General features: G+C 45.6%; 19 protein-coding genes. 2 read left to right on the forward strand and 17 right to left on the reverse strand.

The features are described from left to right. Window positions 1-9: 9 nt before the first annotated feature. From MHI01_RS12115 to MHI01_RS12165, 11 genes are all read right to left on the reverse strand, one after another. Entirely contained in the window at window positions 10-954 is a 945-nt protein-coding gene (locus MHI01_RS12115; protein ID WP_340983208.1) for a glycosyltransferase family 2 protein, read from the reverse strand. A gap of 21 nt (window positions 955-975) precedes the next feature. Next, the gene (locus MHI01_RS12120) at window positions 976-2,043 is read right to left on the reverse strand and encodes a glycosyltransferase family 4 protein (RefSeq protein ID WP_076327308.1); all 1,068 of its coding nucleotides are present in this window, start codon (window positions 2,041-2,043) and stop codon (window positions 976-978) included. 38 nt (window positions 2,044-2,081) lie between these two features. Then, complete coding sequence (gene pssE / locus MHI01_RS12125) at window positions 2,082-2,561, reverse strand: PssE/Cps14G family polysaccharide biosynthesis glycosyltransferase (RefSeq protein ID WP_315372842.1); 480 nt, start codon at window positions 2,559-2,561, stop codon at window positions 2,082-2,084. Continuing rightward, window positions 2,558-3,016, reverse strand: a complete 459-nt coding sequence (pssD, locus tag MHI01_RS12130) for a PssD/Cps14F family polysaccharide biosynthesis glycosyltransferase (protein ID WP_036668906.1) — start codon at window positions 3,014-3,016, stop codon at window positions 2,558-2,560. Before pssD ends, pssE begins: the two co-directional genes overlap by 4 nt. After that, window positions 3,013-4,389, reverse strand: a complete 1,377-nt coding sequence (locus tag MHI01_RS12135) for an O-antigen ligase family protein (RefSeq protein WP_076319065.1) — start codon at window positions 4,387-4,389, stop codon at window positions 3,013-3,015. Before MHI01_RS12135 ends, pssD begins: the two co-directional genes overlap by 4 nt. A gap of 34 nt (window positions 4,390-4,423) precedes the next feature. Next, entirely contained in the window at window positions 4,424-5,122 is a 699-nt protein-coding gene (locus MHI01_RS12140) for a sugar transferase (RefSeq protein WP_076319064.1), read from the reverse strand. Next, window positions 5,119-6,021 (reverse strand): UTP--glucose-1-phosphate uridylyltransferase GalU, encoded by a 903-nt coding sequence (gene galU / locus MHI01_RS12145; RefSeq protein ID WP_036611572.1) that lies wholly within the window; start codon window positions 6,019-6,021, stop codon window positions 5,119-5,121. Before galU ends, MHI01_RS12140 begins: the two co-directional genes overlap by 4 nt. A 187-nt stretch (window positions 6,022-6,208) precedes the next feature. After that, entirely contained in the window at window positions 6,209-6,886 is a 678-nt protein-coding gene (locus MHI01_RS12150) for a CpsD/CapB family tyrosine-protein kinase (protein WP_036611333.1), read from the reverse strand. Continuing rightward, window positions 6,867-7,616, reverse strand: a complete 750-nt coding sequence (locus MHI01_RS12155; protein WP_036611336.1) for a YveK family protein — start codon at window positions 7,614-7,616, stop codon at window positions 6,867-6,869. Before MHI01_RS12155 ends, MHI01_RS12150 begins: the two co-directional genes overlap by 20 nt. Before the next feature lie 38 nt (window positions 7,617-7,654). Next, a complete protein-coding gene (locus tag MHI01_RS12160; RefSeq protein WP_105597655.1) occupies window positions 7,655-8,413 on the reverse strand; it encodes a tyrosine-protein phosphatase in 759 nt (252 codons plus the stop codon). Between the two features lie 155 nt (window positions 8,414-8,568). After that, window positions 8,569-8,973, reverse strand: a complete 405-nt coding sequence (locus tag MHI01_RS12165) for a hypothetical protein (protein WP_127551237.1) — start codon at window positions 8,971-8,973, stop codon at window positions 8,569-8,571. Between the two features lie 378 nt (window positions 8,974-9,351). On the opposite strand from MHI01_RS12165, the gene MHI01_RS12170 reads away from it, so the two are divergent. Next, window positions 9,352-9,720 carry a helix-turn-helix domain-containing protein gene (locus MHI01_RS12170; protein ID WP_017690127.1) on the forward strand — a complete coding sequence of 123 codons (369 nt, stop codon included), beginning with the start codon at window positions 9,352-9,354 and terminating at the stop codon, window positions 9,718-9,720. A 97-nt stretch (window positions 9,721-9,817) separates the two neighbouring features. Here the strand turns inward: MHI01_RS12170 and MHI01_RS12175 are convergent, their stop codons facing one another. The 4 genes from MHI01_RS12175 to MHI01_RS12190 all read right to left on the reverse strand — a co-directional run bounded on the left by MHI01_RS12175 (window position 9,818) and on the right by MHI01_RS12190 (window position 18,550). Further along, complete coding sequence (locus MHI01_RS12175) at window positions 9,818-9,973, reverse strand: hypothetical protein (protein WP_017690128.1); 156 nt, start codon at window positions 9,971-9,973, stop codon at window positions 9,818-9,820. A 230-nt stretch (window positions 9,974-10,203) separates the two neighbouring features. Beyond that, on the reverse strand, window positions 10,204-14,802 hold the full coding sequence (gene gltB, locus MHI01_RS12180) for a glutamate synthase large subunit (RefSeq protein ID WP_036611344.1): 4,599 nt from the start codon (window positions 14,800-14,802) through the stop codon (window positions 10,204-10,206). A 677-nt stretch (window positions 14,803-15,479) separates the two neighbouring features. Further along, on the reverse strand, window positions 15,480-17,762 hold the full coding sequence (locus tag MHI01_RS12185; RefSeq protein WP_047844153.1) for a YhgE/Pip domain-containing protein: 2,283 nt from the start codon (window positions 17,760-17,762) through the stop codon (window positions 15,480-15,482). 206 nt (window positions 17,763-17,968) lie between these two features. Further along, window positions 17,969-18,550, reverse strand: coding sequence for a TetR/AcrR family transcriptional regulator (locus MHI01_RS12190; protein ID WP_339189203.1), 582 nt, complete (start codon window positions 18,548-18,550; stop codon window positions 17,969-17,971). A gap of 382 nt (window positions 18,551-18,932) precedes the next feature. Here MHI01_RS12190 and MHI01_RS12195 point away from each other — a divergent pair, with 382 nt between their 5' ends. Beyond that, the gene (locus MHI01_RS12195) at window positions 18,933-20,147 is read left to right on the forward strand and encodes a UDP-N-acetylglucosamine--LPS N-acetylglucosamine transferase (RefSeq protein ID WP_036611351.1); all 1,215 of its coding nucleotides are present in this window, start codon (window positions 18,933-18,935) and stop codon (window positions 20,145-20,147) included. A gap of 275 nt (window positions 20,148-20,422) precedes the next feature. Here MHI01_RS12195 and MHI01_RS12200 read toward each other — a convergent pair whose 3' ends face one another. Continuing rightward, a complete protein-coding gene (locus tag MHI01_RS12200; RefSeq protein ID WP_036611353.1) occupies window positions 20,423-21,280 on the reverse strand; it encodes a cell wall hydrolase in 858 nt (285 codons plus the stop codon). Between the two features lie 130 nt (window positions 21,281-21,410). Continuing rightward, entirely contained in the window at window positions 21,411-22,013 is a 603-nt protein-coding gene (thpR, locus tag MHI01_RS12205; protein WP_051447214.1) for an RNA 2',3'-cyclic phosphodiesterase, read from the reverse strand. Between the last annotated feature and the right edge of the window lie 72 nt (window positions 22,014-22,085).

Genomic DNA, 22,085 nt, shown 5'->3' on the forward strand with positions numbered 1-22,085 from the left:
AGGCACCTCTTACTTTAGTTTCATTCGCACAGGTTCCTCTGTATACGTACCAACTGCGCGCCTTGCATGAAATCTCATTAGAAATCCTTGCAGCATAATTTTGGTATTACGCTTGAGCAGCACCCAATCTTTCCACCAAGGGTACAGCGACAGTGCTTTTTTCAAATAAACGTTATTGCGAAGTGTATTTCTCGACCATTCGAGCATTCTATAATGGTGTAACTGACGGCGCTTCTGTTCCTTGGACATGTCATTGTAGTATTTCAAAATAATCTTGCGTTGGCCCTTGTACTTGGCCGTTGTAGAGGTTGAAATTCGTGGACCACTATGGATGTTGATATCCACCAGCGGTTTTTTCACATTCACGGCGATGTAGCCTCGTTTCAATATACGCAGATAAAAATCATAATCCTGAGCGGATGTCAGATTTTCATCGAATCGAACTTCACGGGCCAGTGAGGTAAGTACCATGATTTTGGACGTTTCCCCAATCCAGTTGAATGTAAGCAGATCCTCATACCGGATAACATCGCGAGGTTCCACTGACAATTTCCGTTTGACCACCTGATGCTGCTCATTCGTGTATGCGAGATACTTGCTGCAAAAGGTGAATGATTCCTGTGAACGCTCCAACACTTCCGCCTGGGTTTTTATTTTGTCAGGCATCCATTCATCATCATCATCCAGAAAGGCAATGTACTTGCCATTGGCTTGGGATATCCCTACATTCCGTGCATGGTTGGCTCCTTTGGGATATGGAACTCGGATGTACCGAATCCGTGAATCTTCCCGGGTCCAAGCCTGACAGATCTCTGGCGTCTGATCTTCTGAACCATCATCCACAATGAAAATCTCCAGATACGGATGTGTTTGCTCACGTACACTTCTCAACGCATTTTTCAATAAATCGGCCCGGTTATGGGTCGTAATGATGCAAGATACCAAGGGGTTCATTTCATCACCTTTTCCTGTTCACTAGGATACCTTCACTTGAAGTGCATCATATATTCCTGATAATCTGCCCACGAGAAGATTCATATCGAACTTATCCGATATAATCTCTCTGTTATGTGAACCCATTCTTGCTCTAACCTCTTCATCCGTGATGAGATATTCCAGCGCTGATGTCAGCCCGTGCACATCTCCCGGCTCGATTAACAGCCCATTATGACCGGATGTAATCACTTCGGGGATGCCTCCGACGGTGGTCGATATAATGGGCAAGCCACAATTCATTGCTTCAAGTATGGCCATAGGTAATCCCTCATGATAAGAAGGCAGGACCAGTAGATCCGCTTCCCGCATCAGTTTTTCCTTTTGCTCTCCGTTAATCCAGCCGAGTACATTGACACGATCCTCTATTCCATACTGCTGCACGATTGCTTTGACTTCTTCGACTTCACCATCCCCTGCCAGATTAAAGGTAGCTGTAACGCCTAGCGCCTTCAATTGCTGAATGGACTGAAGCAGATCGTAGACTCCTTTACGCTCACCGAGTCTGCCCATGAAGAGAGCATTAACGGCTGTTTGTTGTTCTCTTACAAACGGTTCTTTGACAAAGACCCCGTTATAAAGAACCTCAATCGCTGTCTCCGGCACAATCGTAGCAAAGTATTCTTTCCACGTCTGGGACAAGACAATCAACTTGTCTGCCTGATTCAGAATGTAGTGACAATACTTGCGCTGCAGAGCAAAATGATTGTAGAAATCATCAAAGCTGGCCGCATGAATATGCAGAATAACTGACTTTCGAAACAACTTTCGTGCGGTTAGCAGAAATATAGACTTCCGATAAAAGCTCCCGTTGTTTGCCATATGAATATGAACGATATCCGGCTTGAACGTGTACAGTTTCATCCAGAATTGCATGAATCCCCGTATAAAAATAAGCAGCCGTGAGAACACGCTGCCCGTGATATACGTTTCGACCCGCTGCATGGCATACATTTCCGAGATGGAGGAATCCTCAATGTTTTTGATGACACTCACAATTCCGCCCATATCCTTCAAGGATGATCCAACAACCAATACTTTTGGTTTCATGATAAACTCCTTTTTTTCATGGTTAATCTTCATACCTCTTACAGACTATTCACGTAATTTTTGATGGATGAAATCAGATCAGACTGTTTTCTCACATAAGGCTGGAACGTCAGCTCTTCTATGCAAGGAACCAGTTTTTGTAATTCAGCCTGACTCTCCGCGACGGCCACATAGCCGTTATCCTGAAAAACCTTGGAGATTTCAAGCTGATGGTCATCCACATGTTCGCCCCATTCTTTCCGGCGTGGAATGACAATAACGGGCTTGCCGCGTTCAAGACAATTTGTAATGGAGCCAACACCCGCATGAGAAATAATGCAACTGCTGCGCTCCACATATTCATTCATCTCTTCCTGCGTGAGGAAAGGAATCACAGTGAAATTCCGCGGCTGATACTCGGTATATCCGGATTGGGCAACAACCTCTTCTTCAATAATTCCTGCCTCAATCGCCTCATCAATAAGCTCAAACATCCGATTGAAGGGAAAACGCTGGGTTCCAACGATAGCAAATATCAAAATAAAGCCCCCCTGTACTTCGCATTGGGATAGCTATCCTGCAACGTTTCCCATTGAATGAAGAACTCATCCGAGATTTTGTACATCAATCTCCCGGTTGCGCTGGAGGAATAGATTTTGGCATAACTTTCGATATAAATCAGCTTGGCACCGAAGATTTTACCAATGAGGCAAAAAGGGTATGTGGCTCCCGCCCCTGTTGTAATGATCACCTTTGGACGCTCACGCAGATATAGAAAGAACGATTTGATAATATTAGCCACAAAGATTAGCAAGAACATCGCATTTTTACGCTCTTGCTGCATTAAGAAGTATACTTTGCCCTGAGACGATTCTACTTTTCTGCTTTTATTTTTCTCGGTAATCAGGAAATAATCATGTTCTTCAACCGCAGGAATAATTTTGGTTAATTCATCAAAATGACCGCCTGTAGAACTGATCAAACAGACCTTCATGTTCTAATCTCCTTTGAAAAGGATACGTCCTTGGCTCGCTGTATCTGTATATCCACTTCTGCTTCAGCCCCTGACTTGGAATGGACTCCATTTCCCGTAGCATATAACGCGTTCAGGAAGATACAGAATGGAGCAATCAGATGAACCGTGGACAGGGTATTGTCAAAAAAGGAATAGGTCAGGAAACCGATAATCATACCGGCAAAATACAACCGGATCATGCCGCCCAATCGGAAGTAAACAGCCCGAAACACCAGCAACAGCGATAGAAACAACAGGATGGCTCCAACTAACCCGCCATCGTAATAAAAACGAATGTATTCATTATGCGGAACGACGAAGCCAGAAAAAATACTTCCATCATTCGCTACGAGAGTTGAGCCGAGTCCACGTCCAAATATCGGATACTCATTTGCTTTGCCAATAAAATAATTCCAGGCTACATCCCTTCCCGACAAGCCTTTGCTCTCTGACCTCATCTCATAATTGTCCCACTGTGCAATCACCATATAGGCCACAGCGACAACAAACAGAATGAGAGGAATAATGGCACTGACTCTGCCTTTGATGAAGGCTTTCAGTTGATCAAAAAGATAGACCAGAATAATCGGTATAAGCGCAATAAGCGGCCCCCTTGTTCCCGTCTGGACCAGAATGACCAGATGTGTCAAGGTAAGCATGTAATACAGAACAACCTGATGGCCTTGCTTGATCTGAATCAGACAGACGCAGATGGAGATAAAACACAACATGGCCAGATGCGCGGCGATGTTGGCACCCTGTAACCGGGTTACTCCCGACATCTCCAGGTTAGTAATGGACAATATGCCGGCGAGTTGCAGAATATAACCACCAGCCAGACTGAACAGCGGCAACCATGCGAGTACACGTATAATTCGTTGACTGATCTCTCTTGAAAAATGGGGCATCAGCAACAAAAAAGGAACAATGACTCCCAGAAAGGCCTTGAATGGATCGAGCGGACTAACCTTACTGGGCAGATCAGATAGAAAATAACTCTCCACAAATAAAAAACCAATCGCCAGTGCAGGATATATCAACTCTTTGCGAATACCAAAGCGTAGAAAAAGAGAGACGACAAAACCCAGAATCGCCAGCTTGTAGAAGGACAGCGAATCCAGTCCTGCCAGATGAATGCTAAATATTTTATCAATGGATAATGAAAAACTTACGATGAGAATCATAAAAATCCAGCTGGGCTGTTTAATATAAACGCCCAGCAGAATCACAGCTATGAGTGCAACAACCGAGACTAGCGGAAGATAGATTGCTGCGAAAACAATTACCAGCGAAAAAAGAATGATATTAAACGACTTCATATTTAATGCAGCAAGTATACCGGTCTTTTGCATATCTGCTATGCCACCTCAAAGCCAGAATCGTGTTTCAAAACGCATCCTTCGAACCTACCAGCACCTTGAACGTTCTGAAGATAATTTTGATATCCACCATCATGCTGCGCTCACGGGCATACGTCAGATCCAGCTCCACCATTTCCTCAAAACCAACACTATTTCGACCGCTGACTTGCCATAATCCCGTACATCCCGGGATCATCTGAAGACGTTGTCTGTCATAGGAAGTGTAGTTCTGCACTTCTCTGGGCAGAGCCGGTCTGGGTCCAACGAGACTCATCTCTCCTCTGAACACGTTCCACAACTGTGGCAGCTCATCCAGACTGGTTTTCCGAATGAACTTGCCAATCCGGGTAATGCGGGGATCATTTTTCATTTTGAACATATTCCCGTTCACTTCATTCTGATCAATCAGCTGTTCCAGCAGATCTTCTGCATTCGCAACCATCGACCTGAATTTGTACATATGAAACTCTTTTCCATTCTGTCCTACTCGTACCTGACGAAAAAAAACAGACCCCTGCGGGGCCTCGATTTTGATCAGTAATCCGATGACCGCAAACAAGGGGCACAAAATGATCAAACCTATGAAAGAACCCAGCAAATCGAGCATTCTTTTCATAAATAGATACACTTTATCCGCATTTTGTCCTGACATCGTTGATGCATTGTACCCCAGACTTGGGTCCATAACAATCTCCGCTTCCTTCGTTTGGGGAGATGGACTCATTCAAACTCCCCCCCGGCTACATGTTCTACCGACTCTTTTTCCAGAATCTGTTGCAGAGCTTGCAGCATTGGAATTCTAAGTTCCTGTTTTTGCAGAGCGAAGTCGATGGTTGTCAAAATGAATCCCAGTTTCTCGCCCACGTCATAACGTACTCCCTCGAAATCGTAAGCATACACTCCTTGTGTCTCATTTAAGCGCTGAATCGCATCTGTTAATTGAATCTCTCCCCCTTGACCAATCTCTTGTTGCTCCAGATGTTCGAAAATCTCTGGACTCAGTACGTATCTCCCCATAATCGCCAGGTTGGAAGGCGCTGTGCCTTGGGCAGGTTTCTCTACGAATCTGAGAACCTCTGTCAAACGGCCATCCGATTGAAGCGGGTCTACAATGCCGTATCTGTCTGTTTGTTCAGCAAGTACGGTTTGTACGCCAACAATGGAATGTTGAACCTGATCATATTGATCGATCAATTGTTTGGTGCATGGAACTTCCGATACGACGATGTCATCTCCGAGCAACACGGCAAAAGGTTCGTCACCGATAAAGTTACGTGCACACCAGACAGCATGACCAAGTCCTTTGGCCTCTTTTTGTCTTATGTAATGGATATCCACGTTAGAGGATTTGCGAACCTCTTCAAGCAGGCCCAGCTTCCCTTTTTCCAGCAAGTTATGTTCCAATTCAAAAGCGTTGTCGAAATGATCTTCAATTGCCCGCTTCCCTTTACCCGTTACGATGATGATGTCTTCGATTCCAGAGGCAATGGCTTCCTCAACGATATACTGTATAGTTGGTTTGTCCACAATAGGGAGCATTTCTTTGGGCATCGCTTTTGTGGCTGGCAAAAATCGTGTACCTAGTCCTGCTGCAGGAATGATTGCTTTTCTCACTTTTTTCATAAATACCACCCTATCCTCTTTTTTTTTAGTTTGATAAAAGTTGAACCAGGGCATCTAACCCGTCCTCACGTCATACCTTCGACGATTAACGTCTAAGGTTCATTGAACCCACAGCATGACCGAGTGCCTACAGTGATAAAGGTGCAGTAGACATTACCTGTTTACTTGGGAGCATTGGATGGAAGGTTTACTTCTCTCCGTAGCCCACCGGAACTGCAGCGTTTTTGATATTGTTCAGGATTGCGCCCAGGATTCGTGCATTCACATGCTCCAGAGCAGCCTTGGTCTTCTTCACCAGTTCCTTCTTGACCTTGCCCGAGTTCACGACCAGCAACACACCATCACACAGCGAACTCACAATGAGTGCATCCGTTACCGCGAGCACCGGCGGTGTATCAAACATGATGACATCATATTGATCCTCTAACTTCTCAATCAGCCTTTTCATCCGGTTAGAACCAATCATCTCGGAAGGGTTCGGCGGAATTGGGCCAGAAGTGAACAATTGGAGATTGTCGATATAACTCTCTCTAAGCACGTCTTCCACACTGTACTGATTAGACAGCACACTACTCAGACCGATATGATTCGGTACGGAAAACACCTGGTGCAAGGAAGGATTACGCAGATCCGCATCGATCAGCAGAACTTTTTTACCTTCCTGGGCATAGGTTACCGCCAGGTTGCTAATGGTTGTGGTCTTGCCTTCGCCGGATTCAGCGGAAGCCACCATGATTTTTTTGATATGACTGTCGATTGAGGAGAACTGGATGTTCGTCCGTAATTTACGGTATCCCTCCGAGATCTGAGATTTGGAGTTAAAATAGGTCACCAGACTGTTATTTTCATTGGTTAGCCGCGACATATTTGCCATCCCCCACTTTCTGTTGAGATACGTAATTTTTCGTATTTTTCAGATCGTCTTTTTTCATTTTGGATATCACGGTAAGCACAGGCAGGCCCAGCTCTTTTTCAAGCTCAGTTTCGGATTTGAATGTGTCATCCAGATAATCCATCAGGAATACAAGTGCAATGGCGAGCACAAGACCTGCGAACAGACTGACAATGATGCTTAATGTGGTTTTCATATTGATTGGAGATGCGTTACTATCCACTTTTGCTTCACTGAGGATAGCCACATTATCGATTTTCATGATTAGGGGGATTTGAGATTGGAACACGTTGGAGATGGCATTGACCGTTTTTGCGGCTTTTTCGTAGGTAGTCCCTTGTACAGTTATGCTCATCACTTGGGATTCGCTGGCTGTAGAGACGGAAGTGCTATTCATGAGTTGAGCAGAGGTTAAGCCTAGGTCCGGATACGTGGTAGCGACTTTATCCATAATGGCGGAAGATTTAATAATTTCTCTGTATGAGTTAATGAGTTTGATATTGGTTTGAATCATGCTGAAGTCCATCATCGCTTGGCCTTGAACGTTAGAGGTCTGGTTCACGATCAGTTTGGAACTTGCCTCATAGATGGGCTGAGTGAAGAAAATGCTTTTGACCCCTGCACCCACACCGGCTATCAAAGCAATTGCAACAATCAACCACAGTTTCTTTTGTAAGAGTCGAAAATATCCTTTCAGTTCCACTTTCATTCCTCCTATACGTTGTGATCTATCCTATGTAACTACCAGATGGACAGTAGCCATTTGCGAGGTTTCCAGCGTTCTGTGACCAGACACGAATTCGATAGAATGTGCGACGCATTCTCTGCCAGCCTCTTAACGGCTTCAGCTCCAAATCGACGCTCGATGGCCCGCTCTCCTTCACTTATGGCAAATGTCCTTTTGCACGTATCATGTGCATCTGATGAAATGAAATGAAACCCGTTTTCTTTGCAAAAATGAAAACACCACTGCCGAACTTTCCGTCCGAAAAGCCCAGTGAAAGATTGAGCTGTGAGCTGACATAGTCCGCCTTGACTCAAGTAATCAGCCAACAACCTTGGCTTCTTCAAAATGACACGATTGCGTTCCGGATGAGCAATAATAGGGGTAATTCCCGCTATTCGTAATTCATGCAGTATCCTGGGGAACTGTGAGGGAATATGACCAAAGGGTAGTTCCAGCAACATGTAACGACTTCCGGCGAGTGTGCAGCACTTTCCTGCATATAAGTCTCCAATCAGGTTGTCATGCACCCTGATCTCCTGTCCGGGACGGATCTCCAGGCGAATGTTGCGTTTGCGAAGTTCTGCATGGAGCAGGTTCACGGCCTGATTAACCACCATCGGTTCATTGTTGTATTGCCCGTTCAGGTGATGCGGAGTAGCAATAATGGAGGTAATTCCTGAGGCTGCCGCCTTCTCAGCCATCGCAACGGACTGCTCCATTCGAACAGGACCATCATCTAGGCCGGATAATATGTGGCAGTGCATTTCAACCATATCCAAACTTCCTGAAATAGTATGAGCCCCCTCGCCCCTTTATTCATTGCGCAAATGCTTTTGGTGTTAAAGAACTAATGCATAACGCTATGAAATATAGTAAAATGGCGTTAAGTACATGTTTTGTTCAGAAAATGTTAAGAATCGACTTGGAATTATATGGTGAAATCAATGTAATGATAGGGTTCTTGCAGAGCCTTTTGTTCTGTTGCCTTTTCATACTGAAAACGGGAAACCGCGGGAAACTGAACTTCAGTAAGCATTGTGTTTAACTGTCCAGTTATATATAGTTTCTGTTCGTGCTGAATATGCAAGTTTGAATGATACATTGTGAGCTCTCCAAAGGGCTGTTTCCATTGCAACCTTGCGTGAAGTCGTACACATACATGTTGATCTTCAACATCCAAACCAATGAGCATTTCTGATGATACCGGCAAGTTCAGGTCGCTCAGGAAGGTGATTGCTTGAGTGTCCATTCCAAGTAACAGAACAGGACGTCTTTTGCGGTCTACCATTTTCCCGTGAAACTCCTGAATGTACATATGGACATTTAATTTCATATCAGCCCATTCCTGAATTATTGAATACATGGTTTCATTCCTTTAGAATGGATTAGCCTACATGGACTGCCTCCACTTCCTTCTCACAGGTATATGGTCCAGGCAACAAGGAGATACTTAAAATATTCCAAATGATACATTTTGTAACTCCATACGTCCAATTTACGATACAATACGTATCATGTCAAGCGGTATTTGGACATGGTTCTTTTGATTTACGACAATTTGAGATGTCCTTAGACAGACCTATTTACAAATGGAAATGGGTTAAAGGAAACACATGAGGAGTTACTCTTTTGCAGGAAAGCTGCCCTGATCAAACACTTGGCTCAGGATTGTTTCAATATATATTTGATGTCGTTCAGGGGGAAATAGCTTATGAGCTACGGAAATCGCATTGCGGAATTACGGGAACAGCGGGGACTTACTCAAGAAGAACTTGCGAGCTCCATTCATATTACAAGAGCTGCTCTCTCCCACTACGAGAAGAATCGACGTAAACCGGATTTCGAAGTGTTAACGAGACTTGCTGACATCTTTGAGGTGTCTATCGATTATCTTATAGGACGTACAAAGCAAAGCGATGTTGTGATGGATGAAGACGTACGTGAATTCGTGGATACCTTGGAGTTATCGGACAAAGAAGTGTTAGAACGCTTCGATCTGATGATTGATGGGAAGTCTTTAACAGAAGAAGAGGCACGTCGTTTTATTGCGTTTGTCCGAATGGAACGCAGCATGGACTAAACCCGAAAAGAGGACCCAGTTCCCGAGAGATAACCTCTCTGGCTTCTGGGCTTTTTTTGTGTCTTAATTCCCTTTCATTCCATGCTTGTCTATTGTGTCAAGGACGCTTGTTGTTGACGGAGGATACGAAATGGTTCCAACGCTCCGGGTCGATTCCGCATTGCAGTAACACCTTCATGATGTCCATCTGGGTTGCTTCGACTTGTTTACCTGTCGGCCTACGATCGTCCCTGTTTGGATGCTTCATATTCATTCCGCTAACCTCTCTTATCTTTATACTTTCCCTGCCCTCCAAAACTAGCCTTATTATACTTGAGAAAGTTCCTCGATGTTGTCGTCTCATGGCGATAACGTTTTTTGATGGGGTTCTAATTTTGTCGAAAGCAAAATAGGAGCAATATGATGCCGGAATGGCAACCATATTGCTCCTATTATTCTTAATACAACCTGTTCATACACTTATAACTTTGAACAAGGAAGTTATTAACCTCCAGCACGTGCAAGTTCACGCATATTCGCTTCAAACGCTGCAAGCAGCGCTGCTTCTCCAGTCAAACCTGTTGCCTGAATCCGTTCGATCTGTTCTGTCATACGTTTGAAGTCCTTCGGAATAACCCGAACGAACTGATTCAGCGCATCTTGCCAGTTATCCAGAACGCGCTGACCGACAGCACTTCCTGTGTTGGCAACATGACGTTGAATCATGCCTCGCAGATCTGCACTTTCGGCCACATCTTCGATACGTTCCAAAAGAACCATTTCCAGATTACAACGTTTCAGGAATGTGCCTTCCGGATCATACACATAGGCAATACCTCCGGACATCCCTGCTGCAAAGTTACGACCTGTATCGCCCAGTACAACGACACGTCCACCTGTCATATACTCACAACCATGGTCGCCTACACCTTCAACAACCACTTTGGCGCCCGAGTTACGTACAGCAAATCGCTCACCCGCAATACCACGGATATACGCTTCGCCGCTTGTTGCTCCGTAGAGAGCCGTGTTACCGATAATGATGTTATCTTCCGCCTCAAACGTTGCTTTCGGAGAAGGCATCACGATCAGTTTACCTCCGGACAGTCCTTTACCTACGTAGTCATTGGAATCCCCTTCAACGGTCAAGGTCATACCTTTAGGTACAAAGGCCCCAAAGCTTTGTCCGGCAGAGCCGACAAATTTGAATTTAACCGTATCTTCAGGCAATCCTGCGAGTCCATATTTGCGTGTGATCTCACTACCCAAAATGGTACCTACTGCACGGTTAACGTTTGTAATTGGAAGCACCGCTTCAACCGGTTGACCGGATTCAATAGCAGACTGTGCCAGTGGCAACAATTGTTGCATATCCAGCGTTTCTTCCAATTGGTGATTCTGATGCTGTGTACGGTAACGTGCAGAGCCTTCCGGCATTTCAGGCACGTGCAACAATACAGACAGATCCACACCTTTTTTCTTCCAGTGATCTACGGCTTCTACCGTTTCGAGGCAATCTGTACGTCCGACCATCTCCTGAATAGTACGGAAACCAAGATCAGCCATGATCTCACGCACATCTTCAGCAACAAATCGCATGAAGTTAACCACATGAGCTGGATCACCCATATAATTTTTACGCAATTCCGGATTCTGTGTCGCTACACCAACCGGACAGGTATCCATCTGACAGACACGCATCATGATACAGCCAAGTGCAACGAGCGGTGCCGTAGAGAATCCATACTCTTCTGCTCCAAGCAAGGCAGCAATCGCCAAGTCACGGCCGTTAAGCATTTTGCCATCTGTTTCGAGGACAACACGGTCACGCAGATTGTTCAACATCAACGTTTGATGTGTCTCTGCAAGACCTAGTTCCCAAGGCATACCTGCGTGGCGAATCGAACCTTGCGGTGATGCACCTGTACCTCCGTCATAACCGCTGACAAGGATAATATCGGCACGGCCTTTGGCTACACCAGCTGCGATGGTACCCACGCCCACTTCCGATACAAGCTTCACGTTAATCTCAGCACGCGGATTGGCATTTTTCAAGTCATAGATCAACTCTGCCAGATCTTCGATTGAGTAGATATCGTGATGCGGTGGTGGCGAGATCAGACCTACACCCGGTGTAGATCCACGAACTTCAGCAACCCAAGGATACACTTTACGTCCTGGCAACTGTCCGCCTTCACCTGGTTTAGCTCCCTGTGCCATTTTAATCTGAATCTCATCGGCATTAACCAAATAGTTGGATGTAACACCAAAACGTCCGGATGCTACCTGTTTAATCGCACTGCGACGGGAATCCCCGTTGCTATCTTTAATGAAGCGAGCCGGATCTTCTCCACCTTCACCGGTATTGGATTTACCTCCAACACGGTTCATAGCGATGGCAAGATCTTCATGCGCTTCTTTACTGATCGAACCGAAGGACATTGCACCTGTTTTGAAACGACGCATGATATCTTCTACGGATTCAACTTCTTCGAGTGGAATGGAAGCTCCCACCGGTTTCAGCTTCAGCATGGAGCGAATGGTCAACAATTGATCATTCTCACCTTGCACGAGCTTGGAATATTTTTTATACAGCTTGTAATCCCCAGTGCGTACTGCATGTTGCAGGGTATGAATGGTTTGCGGATTGAAAAGATGCTCTTCTCCGTCGTTACGCCATTGATAATCCCCACCGGAATCCAATACTTTATCGTTACCGTCTTTTTCCGTAAAGGCCCGGTTATGATGTGTCAACGCTTCGGCTGCCACTTCTTCCAACCCAATTCCACCGATACGGGAAGGTGTCCAGGTAAAGTAACGGTCAACGAAGTCTGATTTCAGTCCTACCGCTTCGAAGATTTGAGCTCCACGATACGATTGAATCGTAGAAATCCCCATTTTGGACAACACTTTAGTAACGCCCTTGGTAGCTGCTTTAATGTAGTTTTTCACTGCTTTCTCATGCGAGATACCACGCAGCAATCCTTGCTGAATCATGTCGTCCAGCGTTTCAAAGGCCAGATAAGGGTTCACTGCACTTACACCGTAACCCAGCAGCAACGCGTAGTGGTGAATATCACGCGGTTCTGCCGATTCGAGCATAATGCTGACTTTGGTTCTGGTTCCCTGGCGAATCAGATGGTGATGCAGACCTGCTACAGCAAGCAATGCAGGAATGGCAGCATTCTCTGCGTCCACACCGCGGTCAGACAGGATCAGAATGTTATGACCTTTGTCGATGACACGATCTGCAGCTTCGAAGAGCAAATCCATCGCTTTGCGAAGTCCTTCTGCCCCTTCCGCAGCGGTGAAGAAGATTGGAATCGTCATGGAGCGGAAGCCTGGGCGACGCACATGGCGAATCTTCGCAAAGTCTTCATTAGACAATACCGGTGTATCCAGACGGATCTGGCGACAACTCTCCGGTTCAGGGTTCAGCAAGTTGCGCTCAGGACCAATGGTTGTTGCCGTAGACGTTACAATCTCTTCACGGATTGCATCGATTGGCGGGTTGGTTACCTGGGCGAACATCTGTTTAAAGTAGTTGTACAGACGCTGCGGACGATCGGACAGCACAGCCAGCGGTGCATCATACCCCATCGAACCCGTAGCTTCCATACCTGTTGTTGCCATCGGCTCCAGGATTTTACGTAGTTCTTCAAATGTATAACCATAAGCGAGCTGAAGCTGGGTCACGTTATCATGTTTTGGATCAGGAAGTTCCGGTGCGTCCGGCAACTCGCTCAGATCCATCAAATGCTCATCAAGCCAATCCTGATACGGATTCTCGGCTGCAATGATTGCTTTTACTTCCTCATCCGCGATGATGCGGCCTTCTTGTGTATCCACAAGCAACATCCGACCTGGACGCAGACGATCTTTGTACAGGATCTCTTCCGGCGCAATATCAAGTACCCCAACTTCGGAGGACAGGATAATACGGTCATCCTTGGTTACATAATAACGAGCTGGACGCAATCCATTACGGTCAAGTGTTGCACCAATTTGCAAACCATCTGTAAAGGCCATTGCTGCTGGTCCATCCCAAGGCTCCATCATCGTGCTGTGATATTCATAAAATGCTTTTTTGGCAGGGTCCATGCCCTCATCCGTGCTCCAAGGTTCAGGAACCATCATCATCGCCACGTGTGGCAGGGAACGACCACTCAGATACAGGAACTCCAGCGTGTTATCAAACATGGCTGTATCCGAACCGTCCGGATTGATAACCGGTTTTACTTTCGCGATGTCGTTACCAAACAACTCGCTCTCGAACAAGGATTGCCGTGCATGCATCCAGTTCACGTTACCACGCATCGTATTGATCTCACCGTTGTGGATCATGAAACGATACGGGTGGGCACGTTCCCAGCTTGGGAAGGTGTTGGTACTGAAACGGGAATGCACAAGTCCAATGGCCGATTCCACGAGTTCTTCCTGCAGATCCAGATAGAACCCGCCAACTTGTTCAGTTGTCAGCATGCCTTTATATACAATTTTGCGACAAGACATGCTCGGAAGGTAGAACGAACCACCTTCTGCTTCATCTGCCGAATAACGAATAGCCAGCTCAGCGCGTCTGCGAATAACATACAGCTTACGCTCGAATCCAAGCTCATCCTTCACATCTGCGGATCTTCCAATAAACACCTGACGTACATAAGGTTTTGCTGCAAGCGCAGAACGGCCAAGCATTTCATCAAAAGTAGGAACATCCCGGAAACCCAGGAACGTCTGACCTTCTTCTTCAATAATCTTCTTAAGGCTCTCTTCATGCGCACTGCGAATGGCAGGGTCCTGGGAAAGGAACAACATCCCTACGCCATAGAATCCCTGTTCAGGCAATGCAAAACCAAGGCGTTTCGCTTCCTCTGCAAAAAAGCGATGTGGAATCTGAATCAGGATACCTGCTCCGTCACCGGAATTCGGTTCACTTCCCTGTCCTCCACGGTGCTCCATGTTACTAAGCATAGTCAGTGCCTGACTAACGATATCGTGTGAAGGTACTCCTTTGATGTTGGCAACAAAACCCATTCCGCATGCGTCTTTTTCGAACTGCGGGTCATACAGACCCTGTTTTGGAGGTAATCCGATGTGTCTCATGGAACGCAACCTTTCTATAATGAAGTATTTCGGAAAGATCAAGAACATAGGCAACAGGCAACAATGAAACGGGAGGAGCTGGCCTTTCGCTTGCGATAGAGCCTGCTAGATAGAAGAGGTGACAGCATGAGACTGTCAAAAATAATGCCTGCTATTGGGCAGAAGCCATTAAATGAGATGAGATGAGCTGATCCGGACGATCCGGCAAACAGCCTGTATAAATCAACACGCAGCCGCTGGCACGGCTACTGAAATGGAGCGACGTTTTTTTGATATAGTTCTATTATTTTAACACCGACCTAACATCAGCGCAATTTAAACTTTTTAATACCTCTGATAAGAAATGTTTTGCAGTACAGCTTTACAGTAGTGACGTTTAAATTCATCTCTTTTTCGAATAATTATACACTTTTTAAGCCAGAGTACAACTGAATTAAATTGCTGACAGAAGAAAATCGTTCCATGTGCCGCCTACGTTTATCCATAATTCCACCAAATTTTCACTGCTTAAGCCAGCGAAACTTTACTTCTCTATGCATTTGTATACAAAATAGCCTGCAACCCCTTTTTGGGGTCACAGGCTATTTGCACTATTTGACTACTATATTGCATAATTTCACTACAAGAAAATAAAGTTTTTTTTCAAAAATATGACCCTGCTGAAGATCAGGTTCGACTTATGCCGTCACAACTTGACCAGAATCAGCCTGTTCGACTTCTTTTTTCGGACGTCTGCCATTCCAGAGGAAGTAAGCAAGCGTCAGCAGAATGGATACACCTGCATAGATGCTAAGAATACCTGCCTGATGCCACATCACATCCAGATTACCACTCGATACCACGGCTTTGAAGCCCATAATGCTGTGTGTCATTGGCAACCAAGGGCTAAATGCCTGAAGCCATGATGGAATCAGTTCTACCGGGAAGGTTCCTGCACTAGCCGCAAGCTGGAAGACCAGAAGCAGAATGACAACATAACGTCCAGGCAGATCCAGCCAGGTTACAAGTGCCTGAACGATCAACATGAAGGTCAGCCCCGTAATAATGGTAAACAGATAGAACAGCCCTACGCTGTGCGTCTCCAGTCCAAGACCATATAACATGAAACTTGCCACGATAACTGATTGAAAAATACTTACGGACCCAAATACCAGTGTCCGGCTGACAAAACGATTCCAGCCTGTTGCACCAGGTACGGACGTTTCCCGCATTTTCAATACAATCGTGGAAATCAACGATCCCACAAACAGACCGATCGACAGGAAGAACGGTGTCAATCCTGTACCATAATTGCTCACGTTCTCTGCTGTATTCTCCGAGGAGTTTACCGGTTCAGCGAACATGTTCACTACATCATCCGTTTTCTTAACTTCGGATGTTTTCTGTGCGGCATCATTCAGCTTGGTTTCCAATTCACTCGAGCCATCTTTTAGCTCAGTAAGGCCGTCAGCCAGTTTGCCCGCGCCATCACCCAATTGCTTGGAACCATCGGTTAGTGAACTAACGCCACCACTGAGTTTACCTACACCCGTTTGCAAAGCTGTTGTTCCTGAGCCCAGCTGCTTGGCACCATCTGCAAGCAATGTACCGCCACTTGCAGCATCACCCAATTTGCCGCTGAACTGCTTCAGACCATCGGAGAGTTTCGCTCCTCCTTGACTAAGCTGCCCTGCACCAGCCAGCAATTGTTTCTGACCATCCACCAGCTGGTTCGCACCAGCAAGAAGTTGCTCCTGACCTCCATGAAGCTCGGTTGCACCCGCAGCCAGTTGCTGGTTGCCCTGATGCAGCTGATCTGCACCTTGTGCCAGCTTCTGCTCGCTCTCATGCAGTTGTGCACTGCCATCAGCAACAGCTTCACTTGCTGCAAGCAGCTTCTGTACATCCGCATTTTCAGCCAGTTCGGGGTTCGATGCAGCAAGCTGTTTCAATCCGGCGGCTACACCCTGTGCACCATCAGCAACCTTGGAGCTGCCATCTACAGCCGATTGCAGGCCTGTTGCCAGAGTGCCACTGCCCTGAACAGCACTTTGCAGACCATCCGACAGCTTCGCACTGCCCTGTTCTGATGATTTCAGACCAGCCTGCAACTTACTTGTGCCATCCAGTGAAGACTGGAGTCCAGTTTCCAACTTGGCGCTACCATCCTTCAACTGATCTGCTCCGCTCTGAAGCTGGCTCGAAGCAGCTGCCTGAAGCTGTTGCAGACCGGATACAAGATTTGATGTTCCACTTTCAAGCTTGGTTGCCCCTGTGTGCAGCGCGTTAACACCATCACTTAATGGAGAAAGTCCTTCCTGAAGTTCAAGCGTTCCGGATGCAAGCTTCGCCAGGTTATCCTTGAGCTTAACAGCACCATCATCCAGTTTGCCTGCGCCGGTATTCAGTTCACCCGCCCCATCGCCTGCTTCAGCCAAGCCATCCGATACTTCGGAGAACTTGTCGAGCAATGTTTCTGCATAGGATTCCGTTACTTTGGCTGAGACTTTTGCTTTCAGGTCCTTAATAGCGGTCTTACCGATCTGTGCACCAACAAAACTGTAATTGCCATTCGGTTCATAGATCAGATCAGCCGGCTCCGGCTTGTCATCCAGCAATGTTGTTGCCTGAGATGAGAAGTTCTCCGGAATCGTAATTTGCATATAATATTTGTCATTACTCATGCCTTCTTTGGCTTGACTGGCACTGACAAAGTCCCATTTAAAATCGGCATTTTTCTTCAGCTCATCGACCAGATCACTACCTACATGGAGGGATTTGCCCTCCAGCTCAGCACCTTTATCCAGATTGACAACGGCAACCGGCATCTCATCCACATGACCATACGGGTCCCAATAGGCTGCCAGATAGATGCCACTATACAGGATCGGTATAAACATAATTGCAATAACAGGGATCAACACCTTCGGGTTTCTCACGGCCGATCCCACATCCTTGAAAAACACGGATAAAGATTTCATGTCATTTTCTCCCCTTAATCTCTCTGCTCCATGAGCAGGAATAACCATAATGAAATACAATGTCGCATTCCAGAAAACATACTGAAACACTAAGTGACCACTTTCCTCAAACGGTCACTTTAGGACAAAAAAACAACCTGTCTTCCGACAAGCCTCCCTGCTTGATACGCGTGAAAATCCTTATATTATAGTAGATTAAATTCGGATTACGTTACAGCAGCAATTCCTTCCATTAAGAAAAGGCGAAAGTAAGTCTTAATTTCCTCTTTGCTCAGCGGTTGATGTTGTTTGCTCCAGTCTGAGGTGAGTGCAATATACAGGCGAATCATCATAAATGCGACGACTTGCGGATCACAATCTCGAATCTCTCCATTGTCTTTTGCTTTCTCAAGCTCCTTAGCCAGAAAGTCGGAGATTACTTTCTCCACCTTGTCCAAGCCTTCCTTGGCCTGCAGTGTTCCAAAGTCCTTCAGCTCCTGAGATAACTTAACGAGCAGATCGTGATCACGACGAAACTCTAACAAGGCATCCAGTACCCGAAACAGATTATCGAAAAATGCACTTTCCTGATGTACTTCACGATGCGCGATGTTCTTCATTTCCTGAATCACTTCTACCAGGATCTGATCAAACAATTGTTCCTTATTGGTGAAAAACGTATAGATCGTTCCTTTGCCAACGTTCGCAATCTTGGCGACCTGATCCATCGTCGTTGCTTTGTATCCAAACATGGCAAACGACTGGGCTGCTGCCTGAATAACCTGCTGTCTCCTGTCAATCGGAGCCATCTAATCCCTCCTTTAATCACATTCATTGTTCAATCGCTCTACATAAATGACCAGAAATACAATTCGGTCATTCGGTCAAAAACTACAATACCACCTTCGAAAACAGATTGCAACCCTAACATTTTAAAAATTGTGTTAATATTTTTTAACCTAAATGCAGTGGAAACTCCTTCTGTCGTCGTCTATAGTGTAAGATGACTCAGATAATACGTGTATATAATGAAGTTTAGGTTGTCTCATTGTAAGATATATGGTGTAAATATTTATAGAAGAAACATGATTTTGTGCTTCAATGTATATTCATGTAGTAACGCATTCCATAGCTAGAATAAACAATGAATATCTTCTTTTTGAATTAAAACTTATGAATAAAGGTGAACTCATGCGAAAACCAAGAGTGCTCTTATTATCGGAAGGTTTCGGTACCGGTCACACTCAGGCCGCTCATGCGCTGGCACATGGCATCAAAAAAGTCAGTCCACATGTTCACAGTCGTGTCATTGAACTAGGCAAATTTTTGAACCCAACGGTAGCTCCACTAATTTTCTCAGCATATCGAAAGACACTATCGGTTCAACCCAAACTGGTCAGCCTGTTGTACCGCACACAGTACAATAAATCCTTAAATGGTTTTACCAAGCTGGCGTTGCACCGAATTTTCTATACACAGACGGCACAGGTCGTATCCCAACTGAAACCCGATGCGGTGATCTGTACCCATCCTTTTCCGAATGCTGTCATCTCCCGGCTCAAACGCCAGGGTCTGAATATCCCACTCTATACCGTTGTGACGGATTATGACGTGCACGGAACATGGATTAATCCGGAAGTGAACAAATATCTGGTCTCTACCCCTCAGGTCAAAGCATTGCTTGAGATCCGGGGTGTCGATCCCTCCCATATTCAGATCACGGGAATCCCTGTGCATCCAGACTTCTGGGAAGCTGGAGATAAGGTGAAGCTACGGGAAGAGATGGGGCTTCAGAACATGCCTACAGCGCTACTTATGGGTGGTGGATGGGGACTTTCGTTTGATGAGGATCATATGAAAGCTCTCACGTCTTGGGCAGATCGTGTTCAATTGGTCTTCTGTCTAGGAAGCAATGAAAAAATGATCGCAAAAATGAAGGAAATGCCTTGCTTCCAGCATCCGAATATTCGTATTCTTGGATATACACGGGAAGTAAGCAAACTGATGGATGTATCCGATGTGCTCATTACGAAACCAGGTGGCATGACATGCACTGAAGCGCTGGCCAAGGGTCTACCGATGTTGTTTATTCCTCCGATTGCAGGTCAAGAGGAAGAGAACTGTGAATACTTTGTACAAGCCGGATACGGCCAGGTCATTCACTCTGCCGACGTGATCACCAATCGTTTCAGACAACTAGTGGAGCAGGCATCTACTCAAACTGAAAGCCCGCTGAACGTAGCGCATCATTCAGGTAACCATTCGGTCTATGATCCGAAGTGCTGTGCTCAAGCTGTTCATGACTTATTGTTTCCGACGACAGCCGAAGTCACAACAACCTCCTTGGAGCGCTTCACAGCCGGAATTACTGCCACGTCCTTGTCAGGTACCAGAATACCATTCTGACGCCTCTACGGACCTATAGAACAGCTCTCACGAGGTGTTATAGGGGACAAGACAATTGCTCACGATATACAAAGAAGGTTCCCTTCCGAATTTTTGGAAGGGAACCTTCTTTTATTTTCACTAATTCCACCGTATGATTTGGCAGAAAAAAGGGTAATTTAGAGTATAACGATATTTTTTAATAACGAAATAAAACTACGATTCAGGCTTTTTCAAGGGCCGTGTGAAGCACACACAGTTAACTACCCTGCCTGTTTGCAGAATTTACGGGTCGATTACTTGTAAAAAGTATGATGACCGATCGTTTTTACTTTTTTCTGCGAGCGAGCAACTGTCAGATCGTCGGCAAGCGTCAATGATAAAAAATAATACGTATCATCGGCAACTTCCTTCTTCCCATTCAACGCAGCATTCACTGCTTTGATGCTGTCCTCGTTGGGAACCACACGTTTCATACGTCCGTTCGCTACAGGACTAAACTGGGATTTCTGATAGATGACCTTGTAAATGGTATCGGGAAAATTGGCTGACCGTAGCCGGTTTAAGACAACATTGGCAACTGCCACTTTGCCTTCGTACGGTTCACCTTCCGCTTCTGCCATGACAATTTTTTGCAGCAGATGCAGTTCTTTATCGGACACACTGTATGACCAGGTTGCAAGTTTCGAGTCTTCCTGGTTCAGAAGTTTGGTCCGTGTAAAGTATAGTTTTTGGGGGGGAGTTGTTACAGCAGCGACTTCTTTGGCACGTTTCACTTTGGCCAATTTCAGTGCAGCTTCTTTTTTTGCTTTGGCCGCAGCTACCGCTCTAGCTTTGTTCTTGGCCTTGGCTTCTTGCAGTTCCTGCTCTTCTTGAGCAGTCGTAAGCCAGTTCTTCGCTGGCAGAGATTCAGTCCACGCTACGGTTTGGGCAGACAGATTAGAGGACAGACTTGTCCCATCTTCCATCATGCGCCTCTCTTCTTGCGTAGATGTTTGGTTATTTTGCACAGAAGCCGTAAGTTCGGTCATCTGTTTACTATCACTAGCTTCATTCCACTTCCCCGTCGCCTGAACGACATTTACCCCCACTATACATACAAGTAGCACTGATAACATCGGTGCTACCCAACGATTTTTGCTTATAATGTTCATTCGAAGATTCCTCCTGTCGAAACAATTCCCTTAACTAAGTAACCCAAAAAAAAGAATTTGAATAACGATGGCTAATATTACATAGGGATAAACGTTATGTCAATGTGATTTTATGGCATAAAAATGATTATCAGGAAAAAGTGAACGTATCCACGACCTCATACATTGGCAATTGTCCCAGCCTTGTCACATAAAGTACAATGTCCTCCACCATCCATGAATTAACACCTGTGGAATGTTCCGGAAGCACTCCAGATATCCCTTTATTTTCATTACCTGGAAGCTGTCCCAGATATTTTCTGGCAATGGTAATGTGGGGAGCATAAGGTCTTAATTCAGCTTCATACCCCAGGGGCGAAGTCGCCTGCACGATTTGTTTTTGCAATGAAAACAAGTGCTCTATCTCTCCGCTAACACCTTTCCAAAGCACCTTAGGTGCTTCTTCAAGTCCAAATGTACCCCAGTCGGAAAGCTGAAGTTCAAACGGCTGAAATCCGCTTGCTGCTGAGCGCAATGCTTTTCGCAGGTGCCCGATGTCACTAACTAATGTATCCCCCAGAAATTGCAAGGTTATATGATAATCTCTATGATCTGTCCATTTACGAAAATCTAGCTTGTTCTGTACAAGCCTCGCATCCATCTGAAGAGACTGCTGAACAGCAACAGGAAGACGAATGGCTACAAACAATCTTTCCCGTCGGGATGAATGATCCTGATGTGATTGGTTATTCATTGCATACACCTCTCTAAAGTTCGCTCTATTATTTCATAACTATACATATCGTTTCAAGTTGGGTAAGTATAG

Source organism: Paenibacillus sp. FSL M7-0656 (assembly GCF_038003225.1).
Taxonomy (GTDB): Bacteria; Bacillota; Bacilli; order Paenibacillales; family Paenibacillaceae; genus Paenibacillus; species Paenibacillus amylolyticus.

What these genes read in the sequence shown, in the direction of transcription:
- MHI01_RS12115 (WP_340983208.1), bottom strand. Translation starts at nt 954, where the DNA reads ATGAACCCCTTGGTATCTTGCATCATTACGACCCATAACCGGGCCGAT.
- MHI01_RS12200 (WP_036611353.1), bottom strand. Translation starts at nt 21,280, where the DNA reads ATGAACATTATAAGCAAAAATCGTTGGGTAGCACCGATGTTATCAGTG.
- MHI01_RS12185 (WP_047844153.1), bottom strand. Translation starts at nt 17,762, where the DNA reads ATGAAATCTTTATCCGTGTTTTTCAAGGATGTGGGATCGGCCGTGAGA.
- MHI01_RS12140 (WP_076319064.1), bottom strand. Translation starts at nt 5,122, where the DNA reads ATGAGTCCATCTCCCCAAACGAAGGAAGCGGAGATTGTTATGGACCCA.
- MHI01_RS12135 (WP_076319065.1), bottom strand. Translation starts at nt 4,389, where the DNA reads ATGCAAAAGACCGGTATACTTGCTGCATTAAATATGAAGTCGTTTAAT.
- gltB (WP_036611344.1), bottom strand. Translation starts at nt 14,802, where the DNA reads ATGAGACACATCGGATTACCTCCAAAACAGGGTCTGTATGACCCGCAG.
- MHI01_RS12175 (WP_017690128.1), bottom strand. Translation starts at nt 9,973, where the DNA reads ATGAATATGAAGCATCCAAACAGGGACGATCGTAGGCCGACAGGTAAA.
- pssD (WP_036668906.1), bottom strand. Translation starts at nt 3,016, where the DNA reads ATGAAGGTCTGTTTGATCAGTTCTACAGGCGGTCATTTTGATGAATTA.
- MHI01_RS12150 (WP_036611333.1), bottom strand. Translation starts at nt 6,886, where the DNA reads ATGTCGCGGCTAACCAATGAAAATAACAGTCTGGTGACCTATTTTAAC.
- MHI01_RS12190 (WP_339189203.1), bottom strand. Translation starts at nt 18,550, where the DNA reads ATGGCTCCGATTGACAGGAGACAGCAGGTTATTCAGGCAGCAGCCCAG.
- MHI01_RS12165 (WP_127551237.1), bottom strand. Translation starts at nt 8,973, where the DNA reads ATGAAATTAAATGTCCATATGTACATTCAGGAGTTTCACGGGAAAATG.
- thpR (WP_051447214.1), bottom strand. Translation starts at nt 22,013, where the DNA reads ATGAATAACCAATCACATCAGGATCATTCATCCCGACGGGAAAGATTG.
- MHI01_RS12120 (WP_076327308.1), bottom strand. Translation starts at nt 2,043, where the DNA reads ATGAAACCAAAAGTATTGGTTGTTGGATCATCCTTGAAGGATATGGGC.
- galU (WP_036611572.1), bottom strand. Translation starts at nt 6,021, where the DNA reads ATGAAAAAAGTGAGAAAAGCAATCATTCCTGCAGCAGGACTAGGTACA.
- MHI01_RS12170 (WP_017690127.1), top strand. Translation starts at nt 9,352, where the DNA reads ATGAGCTACGGAAATCGCATTGCGGAATTACGGGAACAGCGGGGACTT.
- MHI01_RS12160 (WP_105597655.1), bottom strand. Translation starts at nt 8,413, where the DNA reads ATGGTTGAAATGCACTGCCACATATTATCCGGCCTAGATGATGGTCCT.
- MHI01_RS12195 (WP_036611351.1), top strand. Translation starts at nt 18,933, where the DNA reads ATGCGAAAACCAAGAGTGCTCTTATTATCGGAAGGTTTCGGTACCGGT.